Annotated in this window: 20 protein-coding genes; 11 read left to right on the plus strand and 9 right to left on the minus strand. The window is 56.4% G+C overall.

Features of this window, described 5'->3' with window-relative positions; translation table 11 throughout:
- Positions 1–64 precede the first annotated feature (64 nt).
- Positions 65–2,101 (plus strand): NADPH-dependent 2,4-dienoyl-CoA reductase, encoded by a 2,037-nt coding sequence (locus AAY24_RS03545; RefSeq protein WP_046858518.1) that lies wholly within the window; start codon positions 65–67, stop codon positions 2,099–2,101.
- A gap of 8 nt (positions 2,102–2,109) precedes the next feature.
- Here AAY24_RS03545 and AAY24_RS03550 read toward each other — a convergent pair whose 3' ends face one another.
- Positions 2,110–2,787 carry a Crp/Fnr family transcriptional regulator gene (locus tag AAY24_RS03550; protein ID WP_046858519.1) on the minus strand — a complete coding sequence of 226 codons (678 nt, stop codon included), beginning with the start codon at positions 2,785–2,787 and terminating at the stop codon, positions 2,110–2,112.
- A 296-nt stretch (positions 2,788–3,083) separates the two neighbouring features.
- Between AAY24_RS03550 and AAY24_RS03555 the strand changes: the two genes are divergently transcribed.
- The 3 genes from AAY24_RS03555 (at position 3,084) to AAY24_RS03565 (ending at position 5,355) form a co-directional block, all read left to right on the plus strand.
- Complete coding sequence (locus tag AAY24_RS03555) at positions 3,084–3,389, plus strand: hypothetical protein (protein WP_199930482.1); 306 nt, start codon at positions 3,084–3,086, stop codon at positions 3,387–3,389.
- Positions 3,390–3,745: 356 nt separating this feature from the next.
- Positions 3,746–4,729, plus strand: coding sequence for an HDOD domain-containing protein (locus AAY24_RS18390; RefSeq protein WP_052761033.1), 984 nt, complete (start codon positions 3,746–3,748; stop codon positions 4,727–4,729).
- A gap of 182 nt (positions 4,730–4,911) precedes the next feature.
- Positions 4,912–5,355, plus strand: a complete 444-nt coding sequence (locus AAY24_RS03565) for a DMT family transporter (RefSeq protein WP_046858521.1) — start codon at positions 4,912–4,914, stop codon at positions 5,353–5,355.
- A gap of 10 nt (positions 5,356–5,365) precedes the next feature.
- Here the strand turns inward: AAY24_RS03565 and AAY24_RS03570 are convergent, their stop codons facing one another.
- The 4 genes from AAY24_RS03570 to AAY24_RS03585 form a co-directional block, all read right to left on the minus strand.
- Complete coding sequence (locus AAY24_RS03570) at positions 5,366–6,292, minus strand: TauD/TfdA family dioxygenase (RefSeq protein WP_046858522.1); 927 nt, start codon at positions 6,290–6,292, stop codon at positions 5,366–5,368.
- A 153-nt stretch (positions 6,293–6,445) separates the two neighbouring features.
- Positions 6,446–6,811, minus strand: coding sequence for a 4a-hydroxytetrahydrobiopterin dehydratase (locus AAY24_RS03575; RefSeq protein ID WP_046858523.1), 366 nt, complete (start codon positions 6,809–6,811; stop codon positions 6,446–6,448).
- 98 nt (positions 6,812–6,909) lie between these two features.
- Positions 6,910–7,722, minus strand: a complete 813-nt coding sequence (locus tag AAY24_RS03580; protein WP_046860980.1) for a transglycosylase SLT domain-containing protein — start codon at positions 7,720–7,722, stop codon at positions 6,910–6,912.
- Positions 7,723–7,912: 190 nt separating this feature from the next.
- Entirely contained in the window at positions 7,913–8,743 is an 831-nt protein-coding gene (locus AAY24_RS03585) for a Rossmann-like domain-containing protein (protein WP_046858524.1), read from the minus strand.
- A gap of 254 nt (positions 8,744–8,997) precedes the next feature.
- On the opposite strand from AAY24_RS03585, the gene AAY24_RS03590 reads away from it, so the two are divergent.
- The 3 genes from AAY24_RS03590 to AAY24_RS03600 all read left to right on the plus strand — a co-directional run bounded on the left by AAY24_RS03590 (position 8,998) and on the right by AAY24_RS03600 (position 11,738).
- Positions 8,998–10,452, plus strand: coding sequence for an aminoacyl-histidine dipeptidase (locus AAY24_RS03590; protein ID WP_046858525.1), 1,455 nt, complete (start codon positions 8,998–9,000; stop codon positions 10,450–10,452).
- A gap of 126 nt (positions 10,453–10,578) precedes the next feature.
- On the plus strand, positions 10,579–11,457 hold the full coding sequence (locus AAY24_RS03595) for a phosphoribulokinase (protein ID WP_046858526.1): 879 nt from the start codon (positions 10,579–10,581) through the stop codon (positions 11,455–11,457).
- 44 nt (positions 11,458–11,501) lie between these two features.
- A complete protein-coding gene (locus AAY24_RS03600; RefSeq protein ID WP_052761034.1) occupies positions 11,502–11,738 on the plus strand; it encodes a hypothetical protein in 237 nt (78 codons plus the stop codon).
- 40 nt (positions 11,739–11,778) lie between these two features.
- Here AAY24_RS03600 and AAY24_RS03605 read toward each other — a convergent pair whose 3' ends face one another.
- From AAY24_RS03605 to AAY24_RS03615, 3 genes are all read right to left on the minus strand, one after another.
- Positions 11,779–12,687 (minus strand): carbon-nitrogen hydrolase, encoded by a 909-nt coding sequence (locus AAY24_RS03605; protein ID WP_046858528.1) that lies wholly within the window; start codon positions 12,685–12,687, stop codon positions 11,779–11,781.
- An 86-nt stretch (positions 12,688–12,773) separates the two neighbouring features.
- Positions 12,774–13,844, minus strand: a complete 1,071-nt coding sequence (locus AAY24_RS03610; protein ID WP_234422236.1) for an agmatine deiminase family protein — start codon at positions 13,842–13,844, stop codon at positions 12,774–12,776.
- Positions 13,845–13,891: 47 nt separating this feature from the next.
- Positions 13,892–14,182 (minus strand): hypothetical protein, encoded by a 291-nt coding sequence (locus tag AAY24_RS03615; protein ID WP_046858529.1) that lies wholly within the window; start codon positions 14,180–14,182, stop codon positions 13,892–13,894.
- 109 nt (positions 14,183–14,291) lie between these two features.
- Between AAY24_RS03615 and AAY24_RS03620 the strand changes: the two genes are divergently transcribed.
- Both AAY24_RS03620 and lolD read left to right on the plus strand, forming a co-directional pair.
- Complete coding sequence (locus tag AAY24_RS03620) at positions 14,292–15,539, plus strand: lipoprotein-releasing ABC transporter permease subunit (RefSeq protein ID WP_046858530.1); 1,248 nt, start codon at positions 14,292–14,294, stop codon at positions 15,537–15,539.
- A complete protein-coding gene (gene lolD / locus AAY24_RS03625) occupies positions 15,532–16,227 on the plus strand; it encodes a lipoprotein-releasing ABC transporter ATP-binding protein LolD (RefSeq protein WP_046858531.1) in 696 nt (231 codons plus the stop codon). Before AAY24_RS03620 ends, lolD begins: the two co-directional genes overlap by 8 nt.
- A 4-nt stretch (positions 16,228–16,231) precedes the next feature.
- On the opposite strand, the gene AAY24_RS03630 is transcribed toward lolD, so the two are convergent.
- Positions 16,232–16,744, minus strand: a complete 513-nt coding sequence (locus AAY24_RS03630; RefSeq protein WP_046858532.1) for a DUF2062 domain-containing protein — start codon at positions 16,742–16,744, stop codon at positions 16,232–16,234.
- Between the two features lie 233 nt (positions 16,745–16,977).
- Here AAY24_RS03630 and AAY24_RS03635 point away from each other — a divergent pair, with 233 nt between their 5' ends.
- Together AAY24_RS03635 and AAY24_RS03640 are read left to right on the plus strand one after the other, a co-directional pair.
- Positions 16,978–19,290 (plus strand): DNA internalization-related competence protein ComEC/Rec2, encoded by a 2,313-nt coding sequence (locus AAY24_RS03635; RefSeq protein ID WP_046858533.1) that lies wholly within the window; start codon positions 16,978–16,980, stop codon positions 19,288–19,290.
- 129 nt (positions 19,291–19,419) lie between these two features.
- Positions 19,420–20,034 (plus strand): MotA/TolQ/ExbB proton channel family protein, encoded by a 615-nt coding sequence (locus tag AAY24_RS03640; protein WP_046858534.1) that lies wholly within the window; start codon positions 19,420–19,422, stop codon positions 20,032–20,034.
- Positions 20,035–20,040: the final 6 nt, after the last annotated feature.

Raw genomic sequence — 20,040 nt, forward strand, 5'->3', positions numbered from 1 at the left:
AGGAACAAAGGATGCAACTCTCTGTTCTGGCGATTGTTATGCTCACTTAGGTATCAAACAAAACATGAACACTGCTTATCCCAATCTGCTCACACCGCTTGATCTAGGCTTCACTGAGCTTAAAAACCGGGTTCTGATGGGGTCCATGCACACGGGGCTGGAGGATAGGCGGGCCGATTTTCCGAAGTTGGCCGCCTATTTTGCCGAGCGGGCACGGGGCGGAGTCGGTCTGATGGTTACCGGTGGTTTTGCTCCGACACGGGCCGGCTGGCTGGCACCTTTTGCCTCCAAGTTCACCAGTCGTTTTGAGGTGGGTCGGCATCGGCTGGTGACCGATGCGGTACATCAGGAGGAGGGTAAAATCTGCCTGCAGATTCTGCACGCTGGACGGTACGGTTATACACCAATAAATGTGGCGCCATCGGCAATCAAGTCTCCCATCACACCCTTCAAGCCCCGTGCACTCTCCCGGCGTGGTATAGCCAAGCAGTTGAAAGGTTTTGTCCGTTGCGCCTGTCTGGCGCAACGGGCCGGCTACGACGGCGTGGAAGTGATGGGCTCGGAAGGATATCTGTTGAACGAGTTTCTGGTACCCCACACCAATCGGCGCTCGGACGAGTGGGGCGGATCGTTCCGCAATCGCATGCGATTGCCTGTCGAGGTGGTGAAACAGATCCGTGCCGCAGTCGGCCGGGAGTTCATTATCATTTTCCGTCTCTCGATGCTGGATCTGATTGAAAAGGGCAGCAGTTGGGAGGAGGTTGTGGAACTGGCCCGGGCGATCGAGGCAGCCGGTGCAACCCTGATAAACACCGGTATCGGCTGGCATGAAGCCCGTATACCCACCATTGCGACCATGGTCCCCCGGGCCGGTTTTACCTGGGTAACCAGGCGATTGAAGGGGGAAGTTGGCATCCCCCTGATCACGACCAATCGTATCAACACCCCTGCAGTGGCGGAGGAGGTTCTTTCGCGCGGTGATGCGGATATGGTCTCCATGGCCCGACCGCTGCTGGCTGATCCGGAGTTTGTCCGCAAGGCCGCGGAGGGACGGGCCGATCAGATCAATACCTGTATCGCCTGTAACCAGGCCTGTCTCGATCACGTCTTTTCCCGCCAGCGGGCCACCTGCCTGGTGAATCCGAGGGCCTGTTATGAAACCGAGCTGAACTATCCGCCGGCCCCACGGAGCAAACGGATCGCAGTGGTGGGGGCCGGCCCCGCCGGTCTCGCTTGCGCCACCATCGCGGCCGGCCGGGGGCATAACGTGGATCTGTTCGAAGCAGCTGAAGAGATCGGCGGACAGTTTGATATGGCTCGAAAGATTCCCGGAAAAGCAGAGTTCAATGAGACCCTGCGTTACTTCAGGCGGCAGATCGAGCTCACGGGAGTGACCCTGCATACCGGGCGCGAAGTTACCGCCGAAGAGTTGGTCTCCGGCGACTATGATGAGGTGGCGATAGCCACCGGCGTGGTGCCAAGAAGTGTGGCGCTGCCCGGTATCGATCACCCCAAGGTGCTCGGTTATGTGGATGTGCTGCGTAAACAGAAGCCGGTGGGGCAACGGGTGGCGATAATTGGTGCCGGGGGTATCGGGTTTGATGTGGCCGAGTACCTCTCCCACAACAGCCATGGGGAGGGATCGACCGAGACGCTTGATGATTTTCTCAATGAATGGGGCATCGACAAGCGTCTATCCGCCAGGGGCGGGTTGGCTCCTGTAAAGCAGGTGACCACCAACTCAGGTAGAAAGATTTACCTGCTGCAACGCAAGACCAGTAAACCGGGTGCCGGCCTGGGAAAAACCACCGGATGGATCCATCGGGCGACCTTGAAACATCGCCAGGTGGAGATGCTCTCCGGCGTTCAGTATGAGCGGATTGATGATGCGGGACTGCATCTGCGGATTGACGATGCTCCCCGATTGCTGGAGGTGGATAACATTGTTGTCTGCGCCGGCCAGGTATCGCGCACGACACTTTATGAGGCGCTTCAGGCGAACGGTGCGAAGGTCCATCTTATTGGTGGCGCCAGACTGGCTGGAGAGCTGGATGCCAAGCGGGCGATACGGGACGGGGCGGAACTGGCGGCCCAGCTCTAGACGGCCTATCAGGCCTCGTAGGATTTCAGGGCTTCAATATCCAGTACGGTAATCGCCCCATATTTCACGTCCAGGATTTTTTTGGATTGCAGCACGTGCAGGGCCTGGTTGACCCGCTGACGGGAGATTCCAGATAGATTTCCCAGCTCCTCCTGGGATATCTCCAACTTGTAGTGCATGCCTGGATAGAGTTCGTAATTGAACATGGAGGCCAGCGAGCGGGCGACCCGCGCCTCCGGGGATAACAGGCGGTCATACTCCATATAACCGATGAACTGTCCCAGGCGTTCGTTAAAGTGAGTCAGCAGGAAATGGTTGAAGCTGATGCTCTCCTCCAGCAGGGCAAAAAAAGTGTCAGCGGGCATAAAGGCGATACGGGATGGTCGCAGAGCCACAATGTCATATCGCCTGGGCTCGCGCTTCAGCAATGCACCCTCGCCAAACCAGCTCCCGGACGGGATACCGGTAATAAAGGATATCTGTTTTCCGGAACGGGATTCACAGGATATCTTTGCCAGTCCATCGACGATGCCTACCCACTCCTCCGCTGGAGAGCCTTTGCGGCGAATGATCTCTCCGGCCTTGTATCTCTGCTCATACAGTGTCTCCCTGACCCTTTGCTGCTGGGCCACTGAAAGGCCCTCCAGCCAGGGGCTTTTTACGAGAAACTGCTCAAGCGTTTGCATGGCCTCAAATGTCATCTGAATGACAGATAATTGAAAATCGAGTTGTTATCATAACAAAATCCCATGGAATGAAATATTGACATGTGAATAGTAGAAAAAACAATAATAATATAATAAAAACAATAAGATATAAGGCGTCGGCCCTTCTCGCCTGAGAGCTGTTGTGTAGACGTTGAAGCGGGCCGTGATCGATGGCGAATTCTACGGAGCATTGTGATATGTCTGCAAATATGAGTTTATCAGTTGTCAATGAAACTACGGCATTTGTTTCCACTCATCCGGCTGCACACAATGACGTGCCTGGCGCAACGGACGTTACAGCAGTCCAGATTCCCGATGCCTGCTGGGAGCCGGTGGATTTTCTTGATGACGATGAAAACGGCGTTCCCAGCCAATTGCTGGCAACTCTCTATGTGAATGCCTGCCCCATGCATTTCGAGGCTTACCTGGTGGATGAGAACGGTGAGATCTGTGACCCCCGGCACCAGGAGTCGATCAACTTGATGAAGACGGCACTGCGGGATGATGAGCCCTGGAAAAGTTTTCACTATGCCGGGCACGATTACGTCATGATCGCTATCCCTTTTGGCAAGAGTCGCTGAATAGCCAACCGTCCGGGGAACGGCGTCTGGCGACATGGCTACAACGCCGTTCCCTTTTCGATCACGATGCCCGTGCATGGGTTCTGTGGTAGTGCAATCGACCCGCAAGAGGAAGGTTATTGCACTATCTGGCACTCCCTGTATGACGCAGCCGCTATCCGCCGGTTTGACCTGTCCTGACAGCTGAACTATCAGCCATCTCCCCCAGTGCTCCACCTGTTGAAGCGGTGTCAGCTGTATCTGTACCCTGAACCCTGTGTATTTCTGGCCGGGGTGCTCTATGCTATGGGTTGAACGGGGCGGCTGCCTACCTCTGTTTAATGAAGTGGAAGCCCGAATCGCTGAAGGAGCGCGATATGATCTGCATTAATTGTGGCAGAACCCATCGATATATTAATTCTGCCATTGACCAGGGTATGCACTGGTTACGTAGCGATGAAGCTACCGGTCTCGGTATCTGTTCGTTCTGCCCCGGGGCGGTTGTCGCCTGGGATCAGGGTGCGCGGGATGTGCGCGACCTGGCAACAGCCAAGTGGCAGGTAGAACGTGAATCCGATCTGGCGGGTTGGTTGGTAAGGCATGCAAAACTACCGTCATTACCCCATGTGCTGATAGAGATCTACCGGGAGTTGGAGTCCAGGGTGGCCGGTATCGATCGTATTATCGATTTGATTGAAACCGATCCGGGACTGACAGCACGCACCCTGCAGATCGGTAACTCCGCCTATTATGGTATGGGGAAAGAGGTGACCCGGGTAGAGGACGCCATTTTGCGTGTGGGGCCATTTGACCTTTGGGCCCTGCTGATATCCAGCGAAGTGAAAAGCCTGTTCTTCGGTATTCGCCCGGATCTGATCGACATGAACAGTTTCTGGCGTCACTCCCTGTTCACCGCCTGCGCCTGCCGGGTATTCGCGGAACAACAGAGACTGGAGTCAGCGGGAGATCTGTTTGTCGCTGGCTTGCTGCATGATATCGGCAAACTGCTGTTTCTGGAGATGATCCCTATCGAGTATGGGGATGTGATCAAGCGTTACAAGGGTGGCGATGAAGGTGCTGCACTGGAACTGGAACTGATGGGATTTGATCATGGCGAGTTGGCCGCGCGGCTGTTTGAAAGCTGGCAGCTGCCGGACCTGTTTGTCGAACTGGCGGGTAATCACCATGGTCCCGATTCATTACCGGGGTCTGCCCGATTACTGGTGCTTCGCAGGGCCAACCAACTGGCACACGAGTATCTGGACAATCGAAGCGTCGAGCAGGAGTTACAGACCCCAAGCGAGCCCGCCATGCAATCCATCATCGATCTGTATACCCAACTGACTGAACTGGTGGTGTAAATCCGGGTGAGGGTCCAAAAAGGGAGATCGACCTGTCGCCGGTTGGCGGGAGTTTCAGGGCGTGGTGTACAGAGTGTCCTTTCAGGAATTGCTGAACCGTTGCCGCGGCAGCGGATAATTTTTATCTCGCCAACCGGATCGGGCGATGATGTTCCTCAAACAGAGCCGACCAGGGAGTCATGATGTCATCCAATCTGCTGTTAATTTCACTTGTGGCAGTCGCCGGTGGTGTTGCTGTCGCTTTGCAGGCGCAGTTGATGGGGTTGCTGGATCGGGGGATGGGGACCCTGGAGAGCGTCTTCATCACCTATGGCAGCGGCGGCTTAATGGTGGGCCTGATGATGCTCTTTATGCGGGGTGGCAACCTGTCGGCCTGGCACACCGTGCCCTGGTATGCCTTCCTCTCCGGGGCCATTGGTCTGGTGATCGTGGCCACCATCGGTTTCAGTGTTCCCCGGCTTGGTCTGGTGTCAGCCTTTACCCTGATTGTGGCCGCCCAGTTCTTCGTTGGGGCGCTTCTGGATCACTACGGTTTTCTGGGCGCCGAAGTGCGGGAGCTTAATCTCCAGAAGGTCCTTGGCATGCTGGTTCTGCTACTTGGCGTCTGGCTGACGGTACGCAGCTGAACAAAACTGATCAGCGATACTGCGCTATACCTGTGTTCTCCAACCGATCATAGTAGCGCGCCCGATAGAGGTGGCGGGTTCCCTGTTCATCATCCTGAAAGGCGGCCCGATCGTGCAGGATATTGTTGCTGATCAGACCCATCCCCGGCTCCAGCCGGCCCCGGAAGATATACGGGGAGTCACTGTCCAGGATCTCATTCAGGGCGGATACCGCCTGACGGACAATGGGATCTTCAGACCAGATAACGTGACGGGTCCGGATGGTGAAGCGCATGTGCAGGTTGCCACAGGGCAGAATAGAGAAGACCGGGCCGGTCTCCTCCCGGCGGGCCACTTCATTTCTGCTCATGCGGGGCGGGATGGTGAGCACATCTGCGCCCATCAGGGCCGGGATAAAGTCCGGATTACGATCCCGCAGCAGGATATAGGCAATCTCATGGTCCAGCAGGGCATTCTCACCACCGCTGCCGGCACTCTGTACACAGTGCAGGATCAGTGAGTGGATCTGCTCGTCCGGTCGATTGTAGTAGCCATCCGTGTGCCATTTGATGGGGCGGTTGGAGTAGGGGATGTACTGCCGCCTTACGCCGTCGGTGGCCACTTTCAGTGAGGTCAGGCCGGTATCATCCGACAGCCAGTTATGATTCAGGTGTCGGGCGCCAAACTGTCTGCCCAGTGCCAGCGGGATCTGCGGATCCGGGTCACTGCCGGTTCTGCTGATATAGATCGCCATGTTGGCTTTTTGTAACCGCCGTTGGATGGCGTTGTACTCGGCTGAATCGAGGTGGCGGGGATCCGTGACAGGTACCAGCAGATCTTCTATAGAAGTTGGGTAGTCGGCCAGTTTTCTGGTCCGCCACTCCTGATATGCCGCCTCTTCATCCGGATTGAATGGAGAGCTGATCTGGATATCATGGCTTACTGCTGTATGGGGCATCGACGAACCGCTCGTCAGAAGAAGATCGAAAAATATTAGCAATTACTAAAGATCTCTTCCAGTCAGCCAATGAAACTACTATTTCATGTGCGTGTAAATATTTAAAGATATAACTATTAAACAGATAGTTACTGCCTTTTATTATAGCTTTTTCTAACTTTCATCTGGAATCAATGCATCGATTTTTGCTGCACAGATAAAATCGTTTTCCGACAGGTGGCCGATTGCGTGGGTGGTGTAACTGACCAGGCAGCGGTTATAGCTTACTTCCAGCTCCGGATGGTGATCTTCCACATTGGCAATCCAGGCAACGGCATTGACGAAGGCCATGGTCTGGTAAAAATCCTTGAATCTGAATTCACGTTTAATCCACTGGGCTGAGCCCACCAGGCTCCATTCCGGCGCCAGTTTGGCCAGCAGATTCCGGCATTCCGCTTCTGGCAGGGGTGGTGTCTGCGGATTACAGGCTTCACAATGTCTGGTCAGTAGCGGGGTGGCTTGGGGGTCCACTTTTGACATGATTGCGGCTCCATTGGGAGTGAATCGATCTGCAGAGAGTATGGTATAAGCGGCACGGCTCTGCTGGTTGGCATTGCCGGTCAGCTCGGCCGGTCGTTTCAGCCGTTGATCATGCTGACGACAGGACTGTCGATAACCGGATGGCGTAGTTTCGGATAGTGACGGGAGATGCGCTTTACGTAGTTACGGGTCTCCGGGTAAGGGGGGATCCCCTGATAAGCGTCCACAGCGTTCTCGCCCGCATTGTAGGCCGCCAATACCAACGGCACATCTCCATCAAAACGCTGCATCAACCATTGCAGGTAGGCCATGCCGCCATGCAGATTCTGGGCGGGATCCCAGCTGTCGGTGACGCCGAATCGTCTCGCGGTATCGGGAATCAACTGCATCAATCCCCGGGCATCTTTTACCGAGTGGGCCCGTGGGTTGAAATTGGATTCCGCCCATATGACCGAAAGCACCAGTTCGGGATCCAGTCCATAGGCGGGTGCCCTGACCCTGACCCACTGTTCAATCTCTTCGCGGCCCGGGCGCTTCCGTGCGGCCAGTGGCGTGCAGTGTGGGTCAGGCTGGGGATCCGTTGCGGCGAGCAGTGACACCATTCGTGTCGCCGCCGGATCACCGGCGTCGGCGGCCTTTTTGAACCAGCCGGCAGCGATGGCGGGATTCTGTTCAACACCGCGACTGTTGAAATACATCCAGCCCAGCGCGTAGTACGCCTCCCGGTCTCCACGATCCGCCGCCAGGCAGTAGAGCTGGAACGCCTTTTCATAATCCTTCTGCACGCCGCGACCGTGCTCATAGCGAACCGCCAGTTCACGCAGGCTGTCCGACGTCGGCAGCTCTTCTGCCAGACAGGGCAGGGGGAGCAGTAGAAAGCTGAGCAGCAGTGTGTGAAGTCGGAAGCGCATGATCTGGTCACAAGAGTGGTAATCAACATGGTTACGCAATTATTGTTCCAGAACATATAAAATCTAATAGCATCAGAAAGTTAGCTATTGTTGCTGTGCAACAATACAACTCCCGGTGTAAAAACACCTGACATATCGGGTCGCTATCCGTGGCTTCGGGAAAGAGTTTACGCAGAGAAGATTGTTCGATTCATGGGGTCCCCGCTGCATCCAGCAGAGCAGCTATGCCGGGATAGTTGGCCTGGGTTAACTGGTATTTACGCCCGCAAGCGCCCCAGGATTCACCCACCGCCAGCGCTTTTATCAGCTCATCCGGCCGATCAATGATCATCCCGCCGGTTGAGCCAATCCCCAGTTGAAACAGCAGGTCCGGCAAACCGCTGGCGCTTGGGCCGATTATATGGATCTTTCCCGCATCTCCAGCCGCCGTGATGATCGACTCCAGGGTGTTGTTGATCAGGGTCGAAGCGGTGCACAAAATGGTGTCGCAATCAGCCAATGGCTCCGGCGAGGTGAAGACCGGCAGGCCCAGTTCGGCCGGTACCCGTTCCGGTTGCTGCTCGATTATCGTTACCCGCCGGCCCCGGGCAAGATAACGTTCTATAAGCGGGCCGAAAAAGCCGACCATACCAATGTGGGCGTCGGGCCCGTCGATATCGCTGCCCCGGGGGATTGTGGAGGGGTCAAAACCGGCCCGCCTCATCAAGTGCTGACTCATTGCATTGAATGCCCCCAACGCCAGTGCGCTGCGGGGAATATCAACGCCATCCAGTTGACCGGCAATGCCCGCCACCGATTGACCAACAGTATCCTGAGCGGCCGATGCCAACCAGGGGCGAGTCTCGCCAAGGCAGCTGTAAAAGGGGCCGGTACTGCCGTCATTCAGCAATACAAAGGCGAAGTTGTCCTTGATCTCGGATGATGATATTTCAGGTGGCAGTAGAATCCGCTCAATGGTTGGCAAATGCAGGGTGTTGTCGATCTGCCAGATCAGTTGCTGATAGCGGCTCAGATAGGACATGGAGAATAACCTGTTATGGTTTGCCTTTAGCGACTGGCAACAGCGCCAACCCGGACTGTTTCAGACAGTTGTCCTGAACAGTTTATCCCGGGCTGCTCAAACTATAGACGGTGCCGATGATTTGTGACATCGCCAGGAGCCTCTTTTACGGAGGCAGGTTACTCTGTCCACCGGCCAATTCGATTGCTCAAGGGCCTCGCCGGGGCTACCATAAGCGCGCCAAAATCGGCTGCTCCCAATTGTGATTGCCCCCTATGAATAACGCCATTGCAAACCTAGCTCCCCAACCTGTCTGGAAACATTTTTATCAGCTTACCCGGATACCCCGGCCATCACACCATGAAGCTGCCGTGCAGGCCTACGTCATGCAGTTTGGAGAAGGCTTGGGATTGCCGACCTTTCAGGACGAGGCGGGCAACATTCTGATCCGGAAGCCGGCAAGCCCTGGCATGGAATCCGCTCCCGGCGTAGTACTGCAAGGGCATCTGGATATGGTGCCCCAGGCCAATGGGGACAGCGGCCACGACTTTACCCGGGATCCCATTCAGGCCCGGATCGAGCAGGAGTGGGTAAAGGCATCCGGAACCACCCTGGGGGCTGATAACGGCATCGGTGTGGCGGCCGCCCTGGCGGTGCTGGAGTCCCGACAGCTGAAACATGGCCCTATTGAGGCGCTGTTTACCAGCAACGAAGAGGACGGCATGACCGGTGCCTTCGGGGTTCAGCCCGCCTGGCTTCAGGGGAAAATGCTGCTCAACCTGGATTCCGAAGATGAAGGGGTTCTCTGTATCGGCTGTGCCGGTGGCGCCAATGCCAGTACCAGCCTGTCATACACTCCCGAGCCGATTGAAGCGGGCTGGGTCGGTTATCGTCTCTCGATCAGCGGACTCAAGGGTGGGCACTCGGGCGTGGACATTCATCGGGGCAGGGCGAATGCCAATAAGCTCCTGTGCCGCTTGTTGTCAGTGGTTGAGGCGGCCTGCGACGCCCGATTGAGTTCCCTGAGCGGCGGCAATATGCGTAATGCCATACCCCGGGAGGCGACCGGTATTCTGCTGGTGCCGGCATCCAAATCAGCAGAGCTGAAGAGGCAGATAGAGAGCCACGGGAACGCCATAACATCTGAATTGGCGGCAATCGAAGCGGATCTGTCGATCCAGTTGGAACCCGATACCAAAGCGGAAAATTGGCTGCCAAAACCGCTCCAGCAGGGTTTGCTGGACGCCCTGCGGGCCTGTCCCAGCGGGGTGGTGCGGATGAGCGATACCATGCCCGGCTTAGTGGAGAGCTCCACCAACCTGGCCATTGTGAAAGTGGCAGACGGTCAGATAGAGATCAAGAGCCTGGTGCGTAGTTCAGTGGACTCTGCCCGTGATGAGTTGTGTGCGGTACACCGCTCCCTGTTCCGCTTGATCGGGGCCGAGACCCTGATCGATGGTCAGTACCCCGGCTGGAAACCGGACCTGGATTCCCCTTTGTTACAAGTTATGCGCCAGACCTACCGGGAGATTTTTGATAATCAGGCCGAGATCGGCGCTATTCATGCCGGGCTCGAGTGCGGCATCATCGGTGGACAGTATCCAGGCATGGATATGATCTCATTCGGCCCCACCATCCGTTATCCCCATTCGCCGGATGAGTGCATGCACATTCCCTCGGTGCAGCGCTTCTGGGATCTGCTGGTGGCCACACTGGCACGGCTCGAGTGACCCGTGTCAAGCCAAAAAGCATTTATAAATCATTAAGCTATCTATAAGTGCCGGTTGCATGAAGTATAAGAAAATTTGAATCTGCGGCACATTGCATCAGCCGAAGCAGTGTATTACCGTGCTGCAATGTCAACTAAACACCCCATTATTGTGATCACTGGCTCGTCGGGATCCGGCTCCTGGCGAGTCAGTGATGTATTCAACCATATCGCCTGGCGTGAAGAGATCAGCCACCTGATTGTGGATGGCAGCGCTTTCCACCGCTACGAGCGGGACGAGATGGCGACACAGGTTGAAGCAGCCAGCGCCGAAGGGCGTTATCTGAGCCACTTCAGCCCCGAAGGCAATCGTCTCGATCTGCTGGAGTCCCTGTTTCAGGAGTTCTCCGCCGGTGGTACCGGTCAATATCGGCACTACCTGCACACCGAGGAGCAGGCGCAGGAGCATGGCCAGCAGGTGGGCACTTTCACCCCCTGGCAGGCATTGCCGGAAAACCTGGACCTGCTGGTTTACCAGGGGTTACATGGCGCCTTCAGCTCTCCTGAGCTGGATGTGCAGCGGCATGTGGATCTCTCTCTGGGAGTGGCGCCCATCGTTAATCTGGAGTGGATCAAGAAAATCCATGTAGACATCAGGAATCGGGGCTACACCCTGGATGAAGTTCGCTCGGTGATCCAGCATCGCCTGCATGACTATGTTCACTACATAACGCCGCAGTTCTCCAGAACAGATATCAATTTCCAGCGTATCCCACTGGTGGATACATCCAATCCGTTTGATGCCCGGGACATACCGGAGAATGACGAGAGTATGGTGGTGATCAGTTTCCGGGAACCCCGAAACCATGATTTTGCCTATCTGCTCAACCGGATTGACGGGGCCTTCATGTCCCGGCGCAATTCTCTGGTGGTGCCTGGTGGTAAAATGGAGTTCGCCATGGAGATATTGTTGAACCCCCTGGTGCATGAGATGATGGAGCGTCGACGCCAGTTACAGGAGATCTGATCATCACTACCGACAAATCCAAAGATCGCGCCATTCTCGAAGCAATGCGTAAGGTATTGACTGCCGTAATCCGGGATACCACGCCACCTCCGGGTATGCGTCATCCGCTCACCGATACGACAATCCAGGACATGCGGGTCTGCCTTGGTATGATCACCGCCCGGGAGCGGGAGCTGGGTGATGAGGCGGGTGAGACCGCGCAACGACCCTATTACACTGATGCGCAGCCCACCTCCACCGTCGTACCGTTTGACCTGAACAAGGACAAGGATCAGAAGTAGCCGCGGTCTGCCGCATAGGGGGGGCAGCAGCACCCCTCGGTTACTTCTTGATTGGTGATTTATCGATATAACGCCGCTCAAGGTCGGCAAAACTATCGATTCGACGATCCCTCAGAAAAGGCCAGATACGGCGTACCGATTCGCTCCGCTCCAGGTTGATATCCACTATCAGGATATCTTCGTTACTACCTGACTTACCAAGAAATTCTCCCTGGGGTCCGCAGACGAAGGAGTGTCCCCAAAAGGTGATGCCCTGACTCTGTCCCGAAGGATCCGGTTCATGGCCGATCCGGTTGCAGGCCGCCACCGGCAGGCCGTTGGCGACGGCATGACCCCGTTGTACGGTGACCCAGGCCTCCCGCTGCCGCAACTGCTCATCCTCATCATCAGCTGGATCCCAACCGATCGCTGTGGGGTAGAGCAGTAGTTCGGCACCGGCCAGGGCCATCAGTCTGGCTGCTTCCGGATACCACTGATCCCAGCAAATGAGTACCCCCAGTCGACCGATGCTGGTGTCAATGGGGGTAAAACCGAGATCACCGGGGGTAAAGTAGAATTTCTCGTAAAATCCAGGGTCATCCGGAATATGCATCTTGCGATAACATCCCGCCATCCGGCCATCACTGTCGAATACCACTGCGGTGTTGTGATAGAGGCCAGTGGCCCGCTTCTCGAACAGTGAGCAGACGATTACCAAACCCAATTCAGCAGCCAGGGCACTGAAGTGCTCAGTGGAAGGGCCTGGGATGGTCTCTGCCAGGTCAAACAGACGGCTCTCCTCTGTTTGGCAGAAATAGGGGGTGTTGTGCAGTTCCTGCAATAACACCAGTTGACTTTCCGCCGCGGCAGCCTGACGTATCCTGTCCGTGATCAGGGCGATGTTTTCATCCCGGTCACTGCTGCAGGCGTGCTGGATCAGGGCGATCTTGAGGTTTTTGTTCGGATTCATGGCTGGGATCTTGAAGCTTGTTGTGAAGGCGCTGATGGTCGTTTGAACTGAGCCGATTTAACAGGATTGCGCCGGAAGTCACAACCTCAATCAGCGGGGTCAGGTCGGGGAGATGGTATGGGAAAACCGACCTGCTCGGGAAACTGCATGGTAATGCAGTGGAGACTGCCATTCTGACGGATCAGGGGCAGGCAGTTGATGGGAATAATCTCCCGTTTCGGGAAATGGGTTTGCAGGCAGTGCACCGCTTCCACATCCTGCGGGATATCGTACACAGGTAGCAACACGGCGTCGTTAATAATCAGGAAATTGGCATAACCGGCCGGCAACCGATGACCATCAGCCGATATGATCGGTGGAATCGGTGGCAGAGGTACCAATCGGTAGGGGGTGCCGTCAGGTTGCCTGAATCTGCCCAGTTCGGCTGCCATCGCTTCCAGCTCGGGATAGTCCGGATCATCCGGCGTGGCGGTGGAGTAGAGAATGGTTGCCGGGTCGGCAAATCGGGCCAGGGTGTCTATATGACCGTCAGTATCATCCCCGGAAAGATGGCCGTGATCCAGCCACAGAAAGCGCTCGATCCCCAGTTGTTCAGCCAGCACTGCCTCCACCTGCACCGTTTTCAGTTGCGGATTTCTGCTAGGGGTCAGGATGGAGCTGCGGGTGGCCAGAAGGGTACCCTGACCATCGGTTTCGATGGCGCCGCCCTCCAGCACCAGTGGCACTGGCTGCCGCTGGATATGGGCAAAAACACCCGAACGGAACAGCGTTTCTGTTATCTGGTTGTCCAGGTTGGCCGGGTATTTTCCCCCCCAACCATTGAACTGAAAATCGAGCAGCAGTGCACCTTCTTCCCCGATACAGGTCAAAGGCGCGTGATCTCGTGCCCAGCTGTCATTGGATTGAGCAATCGCAAACCGCAGGGCACTTGAATCTATACCTGCGTCCTCCAGTTTGCGGCGGATAACCTGCTGATGGCGTTCGCTGTTACAGACAATCAGCAGCATCTGGAAGCGGCTAACCTGTCGGCAGATAGAGAGGTAGACCTGGTCTACGGCTGCAAGCTGGTCGGACCAGTCGGTATCCCGATGGGGCCAGGTGAGCATGATGGCGGATTGAGGGGTCCACTCGGCGGGCAGGTGGTACTTGGCGGTCAAGGGAGTTGTTCCATGGGGCACCGACCGGAAAGCCGGTGCCCGAATAATCAGCGGTGTACGACGGTGTTGATCACATACTCGTTTTCAAAATAGACCGTGAATTTGGGGTAAACCCAGCGCGTGATCGGTGGTTCGCCCACCCAGGGCAGCTCTTGTGACGGACTGCCGAACTGGGCCCGAACCGCATCCATGGTCTGTCCGGTGCGGGGGCGTAGCAGCCCTTCGCTACTGTTGGCCGGCGCTTGCTCGATGGCATCGAGTAAGAGCACGTCGGCTGTCGCCAGCGGGCTGATGGACGAGAGCGCGGCGATCAGCAGCAGGGTGGAAATGGGTTTCATAATATTTGGAACTCCTGTCCTCTTATTCTCTAAGGTAAAATATAGCATTTTGATCTAGATCCCGAAACATAAAGGTGTTTCTTTTCAGAATATGGTTTAATGCGCGCCTATGTATAAGCCTCTCGAACTGTTCATTGGACTGCGGTATACGCGCGCCAAGCGACGCAACCACTTTATCTCTTTCATCTCCCTGATCTCCATGCTGGGAATCATGCTGGGTGTGGTTGCGCTGATCGCCGTGCTTTCAGTTATGAATGGGTTTCACAAAGAAGTCCGTGAACGGATTCTCGGAATGACATCTCATGCCACCATCTCCTCTTACCAGAACAACCTGACGGACTGGCAGGAGGCGATGCAGCTCTCTACGCAGAACCCCCACGTGGTCGGCCAGGCGCCATTTATTGAAGCCCAGACCATGCTGACCAATGGGCAGCGGGTCAATGGTGCGATCTTACGCGGTATTCTGCCCGATTATGAACCCCGGGTTTCGGAAGTCGGCGACCACATGCTGGCCGGCCGCCTGGATCAGTTGGTTGCCGGACAGTTCGATATTGTACTGGGGCGGGAACTGGCGCAGTTGCTGGGAGTTGGGGTCGGTGACAAGGTGACCGTGGTGACGCCCCAGATACGGGTCACTCCGGCTGGTGCAATGCCTCGCCTGAAACGGTTTACCGTGAGCGGAATATTTGAAGTGGGTATGGGGGAGTATGACCGGGGACTGGCCCTGATCCATATGGAGGATGCGGCCCGGTTACTTAAGTTGGGCGATGGTGTGACCGGCGTACGGCTGAAGCTGGATGACCTCTATCTGGCACCGGAAGTGTCCCGGGAACTTGCCGATCAACTCCCCGGTGTCTACCGGGTCAGTGACTGGACCTTTCAGCACCGTAATTTTTTCAGCGCCCTGCATACGGAAAAACGGATGATGTCTCTGATCCTGTTTCTGATCGTTGCTGTGGCCGCATTCAATATTGTTTCCACCCTGGTGATGGTGGTGACGGACAAGCAGAGCGACATCGCCATCCTGCGCACCCTGGGTATCTCACCCCGGAGCGTGATGAGCATATTTGTGATACAGGGCGCCACCATCGGTTTCATTGGAACCCTGCTGGGTATCGGTGGCGGCATTCTGTTGTCGCTCAATCTGGAGTCGATCGTGCAGGGTATCGAACGGCTGTTCAATGTGAATTTCCTCGACCCCAACATCTATTACATCAGTTCACTGCCCTCAGACCTGCATTGGGATGACGTGGGTCTGATCAGCATCAGTGCCTTTCTTATCACCCTGCTGGCTACGCTCTATCCGGCCTGGCGCGCTTCCCGTACCCAACCAGCCGAGGCTTTGCGCTATGAGTGATCAGGCCGCAGTCATTGCCTGCCGGGATCTGACCCGGACCTTTATCGATGGTCGTTTGACGGTCAAGGTTCTGGATGGCGTCACCCTGAGTGTGGCGCGTGGAGAGCGGGTGGCTATTGTGGGCAGTTCCGGGTCGGGAAAAAGTACCCTCCTGCACTGCCTGGGGGGACTGGATAAGGCGACCAGTGGTGAGGTACTGATAGACGGACAGAATCTGGCCAGCCTGAATGAGAAAGCGCGCGGGACACTGAGAAACCAGGCGCTCGGCTTCGTCTACCAGTTCCACCACCTGCTGCCGGAGTTCACCGCCCTGGAAAATGTGGCCATGCCGCTGTTGATCGGGAATTCTCCCGTGTCGGATGCCAGGCAACGGGCCGCCGAGATGTTGTCCCGGGTTGGTCTGGAGCACCGGGTAGGGCACAAGCCCGGCGAGCTATCCGGTGGGGAGCGTCAGCGGGCCGCGGTTGCCAGGGCACTGGTGAATCATCCACGGTGTGTGCTGGCTGACGAGCCGACCGGTAATCTGGATCAGAAAACGGCACGTCAGGTGTACGAACTGATGCTGGAATTGAACCGGGATCTCCAAACCAGCTTTATTGTGGTCACCCACGACATGGGGCTGGCGGAGAGTATGGATCGCGTGCTCTATCTGTCGGATGGGCTGCTGAGTGATCAAGCCGGCACCTGAGGGACTATTTTGAACCGCGCCGGTTTTTCCAGTTTGAAATAATGTGCATACGCCACAAACCCCGGATCGAGATATACCCGATCAAGGCCGCCAGCAGGCCACACACCAGGCTGCCCAGATAGAGCGGCTCCCAGATGCTGCCCATACTGTGTTTGAACCACTCCATAGTGGGTTCGAAGGCTTCGTTTGATGCCGGTGTACCCATCATCCAGGTGCCGACCAGGTAGGAGAAATAGAACATCGGCGGCATGGTGAACGGGTTAGTAATCCACACCAGTGCCAGCGAGATCGGCATGTTGACCCGAAACGGAATGGCGGTTGCCGCTGCCGCAATCATCTGAAAGGGCATGGGAATGAAAGCCCAGAACAGGCCAACGGCGAACGCACCAGCCACGGAGCGGCGGTTCATGTGCCAGAGATTGGGATCCTGCAGAAGTTGACCAAAGACCTTGAGATGCTTGTGGTTACGGATCGTTTCGTGATTCGGGGTAAATCGTTTGAACAGTTGTTTTGGCATGCGGTCTCTTCTCAACGGTACAATCCCCTGTTCAGGGCAGAGTATTGAAGCACGCAACGACTATTTTGACCAGTGAATGCGTGGTTTTGACCCACATTCAGCGGCGACTCTCCGGCCGGATGATTCCATCAGGCGACCGGCTCCGCAGCGCTTGAAAAATGGTGGTGTTTGTCCTGCATAAGATTTAATCTACTTGACCATCAGTTGAACGATCATAAACCCAGGGAAGGGCCATGATTCTTACAACGGTTGCTTTTATTACCGGTGTTCTGCTGCTGCAGTACCAGCCGACACTTCCGGCGCCGCTCCTGTCGCTGTTGTTATGCCCGCTACTCTATGCAGCGTGGCGCTATTACTCCCGTCCCCCAATCCACGGCATTGCTGTCCTGCTGTGTGGATTTCTCTGGGCCTCGATCATGGCACACCTCTCCCTTTACCCGGGTCTCGCCAGCGAGTTGGAAGGGCGGGATCTTCAGGTGGTCGGTATTGTTGAATCGCTACCTGATGCCACTGCGCAGCGAACCAGTTTCCGGTTTCTGGTCGAGCAGATCTCGGATGGACAGCATGACTACCCGTCCCCTGGGTATGTACGACTGAACTGGTATCGGAACGCACCAGAACTCTCGCCGGGTGAGCGTTGGCGCTTGCTGGTCCGGCTCAAGCGTCCCCATGGGATGGCCAATCCCGGCGCCATCGATTATGAAAAGAGCCTGTTTCAGAAGGGCATTCGAGCGACCGGCTATGTACGGAATGATGCCATCAATGCCAGGCTTGAAATTCTGTATGCCGGTTATCTGTTCCAGCACTTGCGCCAGATAATGGCCAAACGCATAAACACCGTACTCCATTCTGAAGCTGCCCCGGGGCTGGTACGGGCACTGGTAATCGGAGATCGTTCCGGTATCTCCCAGGATCAATGGCTGATTTTCCGCCAAACCGGCACCAATCATCTGGTCGCCATCTCGGGTCTCCATATCGGTATCGTCTCCGGCCTGGCCTTTTTTCTGGGTAAATGGCTGTGGCGGCGATCTGCCTTGCTCTGCACTCTGTTTCCTGCCCCCCAGGCCGGGGCAGGTGTCGCTCTGGCGGGCGGCTTTATTTACGCCGGTCTGGCCGGTTTTGCTATTCCCTGCGTGCGGGCGCTGGTTATGCTCACGGTGGCATTGGGCGGGCTGCTTTTTCGCCGGGTACCCCATCCGTCCCGTAGTCTCTGTATTGCCCTGCTGTCGATCGTGCTGCTGGACCCGGCGGCGGTGTTGTCGATCGGGTTCTGGCTCTCTTTCGGCGCTGTTGCGGCAATCATGTTCGGAGTGGTGGGTCGAACGGGTTCTCGCCAATCACCCCTGGCCGGCCTGTTTCGGGTTCAGTGGGTAGTGGCACTGGGGCTGGCGCCCTTGCTGTTGATGCTCGGGCTGGAGCTGCCAATCCATTCGCCACTGGTGAATTTCATCATGGTTCCGCTGTTTTCCCTGCTCCTGGTGCCGTTCACCCTGTTTTCGGCACTGATACTCATGTTATGGCCACCTGTGGGTGCGGATCTGCTAACGGCAGCGGCCTGGCTGTTGGGGCAGGCCGAGCTGTTACTGGCTGCGCTGGCAGAGCATGGCGAGACGCTTCGGCTGCATGGTGACCCGCCCGGGTGGATGTTGCTCGGTGTATTGTTGAGCATCATCCTGCTTTTACTGCCGGCCGGTCTGCCGGGCAGATGGTTGGGCACACTACTGGTCTGTCCCCTGTTGCTCTATCGTCCGCCACAACCTTCTCCGGGTGAGGTGTGGCTGACCATGCTGGATGTGGGGCAGGGGCTGGCCATCGTGCTTGAAACCGCACAACACCGGTTACTTTATGATACCGGTCCCATGTTTCCGTCAGGGTTCAATACCGGCGATGCTGTGGTGGTTCCGTTTCTCAAAACTCGCGGTGTGAAACAGATAGATCGGCTTATTGTCACCAATGGCGATATTGATCACCGGGGTGGCCTGGCAGCCGTGCTTGGATCGTTTCCGGAGACAGAGCTGTTATCAGGTGAACCGGAACGGGTCGATATTGCTCAGGCCGAGCCATGCCGGGCCGGTATGCAGTGGGAATGGGATGGGGTTCGTTTTGAAATACTTCATCCGGATGGATCGGCGCGCTGGCGTGGCAATAACGCCTCCTGTGTTCTGGCTGTCAGAACAGCTACTGCACAGCTGCTGTTGACCGGCGATATCGAAGCGGAGGCCGAGGAGTGGCTGGTTCAGACCTATGGGGAGCGGTTGATGTCCACTGCCATCACCATCCCCCATCACGGCAGTGGCACCTCTTCCAGACCCCATTTTGTGGCCGCCACTGCACCGAGCTTCGGCCTGATATCCAGCGGTTATCGAAACCGCTATGGATTTCCCAAGGCGGAAGTTCTACAGCGATGGCGCGAACGGCGTGTTCAGTTGGTGAATACAGCGGAGGTGGGAGCTCTCTCCCTGCGGCTGGGCCCGGACGGTCTGATTGAAGGCCCGACAGGCTACCGCAGTACCCACCGGCGATACTGGATGGCTCCCCATTTGTGACCCGGCTTCGGGATAGGATCCACCTTACAGCTTTCGATCCCTCCCTGGAATGCAGTATGATACAGCTCATTTAGTGGGGCGGATTGTCCCAGTCCACATAAGAAGAGAACCCCAGAGGGAATAGTCAAGGTGTTTGAACTGGTTAAAGCTGGCGGCATATTGATGGCGCCAATCATTGCGTGTTCCATCGTGGCCATGGCGATCATAATTGAACGTCTGTGGGCGCTACGGGCCAAGCGGGTTATTCCGGATAATCTGGTTGCCCAGATCTGGCAGCTCTATAGTAAAGGAAAATTGACTAACGCCCATGTGGTTACCGTTAAGGAAGGCTCGCCACTCGGCCGCATCCTGGCCGCAGGCCTGGCCAATCGGCAACATACCAAGGTTGTGATGAAGGAGGCAATTGAGGAAGTGGGGCGCCAAGTGGTCCATGAGCTGGAACGCTATCTGAATACACTGGGAACCATTGCCTCGATCACGCCACTGCTGGGGTTGCTGGGCACTGTGATCGGCATGATCAAGGTTTTTGCCGCCATCATGACCGCGGGCGTGGGTGATCCCACTGTCCTGGCGGGAGGGATCTCTGAAGCGTTGATCACCACTGCGGCGGGCCTCTCTGTCGCCATCCCAAGTCTCATGTTCCATCGCTACTTCGGCGGTAAGGTGGATCGCCTGGTGATCAAGATGGAGGAGCAGGCACTGAAAATGGTCGAAGTGATGGCTGGCGAGCGCGAGCAGGAGTAAAGCCAG

The organism is Sedimenticola thiotaurini, assembly GCF_001007875.1.
Taxonomy (GTDB): domain Bacteria; phylum Pseudomonadota; class Gammaproteobacteria; order Chromatiales; family Chromatiaceae; genus Sedimenticola; species Sedimenticola thiotaurini.

Coding starts and splice junctions, on each gene's coding strand:
- AAY24_RS03545 (WP_046858518.1), top strand. CDS start 65: ATGAACACTGCTTATCCCAATCTGCTCACACCGCTTGATCTAGGCTTC.
- AAY24_RS03550 (WP_046858519.1), bottom strand. CDS start 2,787: ATGCAAACGCTTGAGCAGTTTCTCGTAAAAAGCCCCTGGCTGGAGGGC.
- AAY24_RS18390 (WP_052761033.1), top strand. CDS start 3,746: ATGATCTGCATTAATTGTGGCAGAACCCATCGATATATTAATTCTGCC.
- AAY24_RS03565 (WP_046858521.1), top strand. CDS start 4,912: ATGTCATCCAATCTGCTGTTAATTTCACTTGTGGCAGTCGCCGGTGGT.
- AAY24_RS03570 (WP_046858522.1), bottom strand. CDS start 6,292: ATGCCCCATACAGCAGTAAGCCATGATATCCAGATCAGCTCTCCATTC.
- AAY24_RS03575 (WP_046858523.1), bottom strand. CDS start 6,811: ATGTCAAAAGTGGACCCCCAAGCCACCCCGCTACTGACCAGACATTGT.
- AAY24_RS03580 (WP_046860980.1), bottom strand. CDS start 7,722: ATGCGCTTCCGACTTCACACACTGCTGCTCAGCTTTCTACTGCTCCCC.
- AAY24_RS03585 (WP_046858524.1), bottom strand. CDS start 8,743: ATGTCCTATCTGAGCCGCTATCAGCAACTGATCTGGCAGATCGACAAC.
- AAY24_RS03590 (WP_046858525.1), top strand. CDS start 8,998: ATGAATAACGCCATTGCAAACCTAGCTCCCCAACCTGTCTGGAAACAT.
- AAY24_RS03595 (WP_046858526.1), top strand. CDS start 10,579: ATGTCAACTAAACACCCCATTATTGTGATCACTGGCTCGTCGGGATCC.
- AAY24_RS03600 (WP_052761034.1), top strand. CDS start 11,502: ATGCGTAAGGTATTGACTGCCGTAATCCGGGATACCACGCCACCTCCG.
- AAY24_RS03605 (WP_046858528.1), bottom strand. CDS start 12,687: ATGAATCCGAACAAAAACCTCAAGATCGCCCTGATCCAGCACGCCTGC.
- AAY24_RS03615 (WP_046858529.1), bottom strand. CDS start 14,182: ATGAAACCCATTTCCACCCTGCTGCTGATCGCCGCGCTCTCGTCCATC.
- AAY24_RS03620 (WP_046858530.1), top strand. CDS start 14,292: ATGTATAAGCCTCTCGAACTGTTCATTGGACTGCGGTATACGCGCGCC.
- lolD (WP_046858531.1), top strand. CDS start 15,532: ATGAGTGATCAGGCCGCAGTCATTGCCTGCCGGGATCTGACCCGGACC.
- AAY24_RS03630 (WP_046858532.1), bottom strand. CDS start 16,744: ATGCCAAAACAACTGTTCAAACGATTTACCCCGAATCACGAAACGATC.
- AAY24_RS03635 (WP_046858533.1), top strand. CDS start 16,978: ATGATTCTTACAACGGTTGCTTTTATTACCGGTGTTCTGCTGCTGCAG.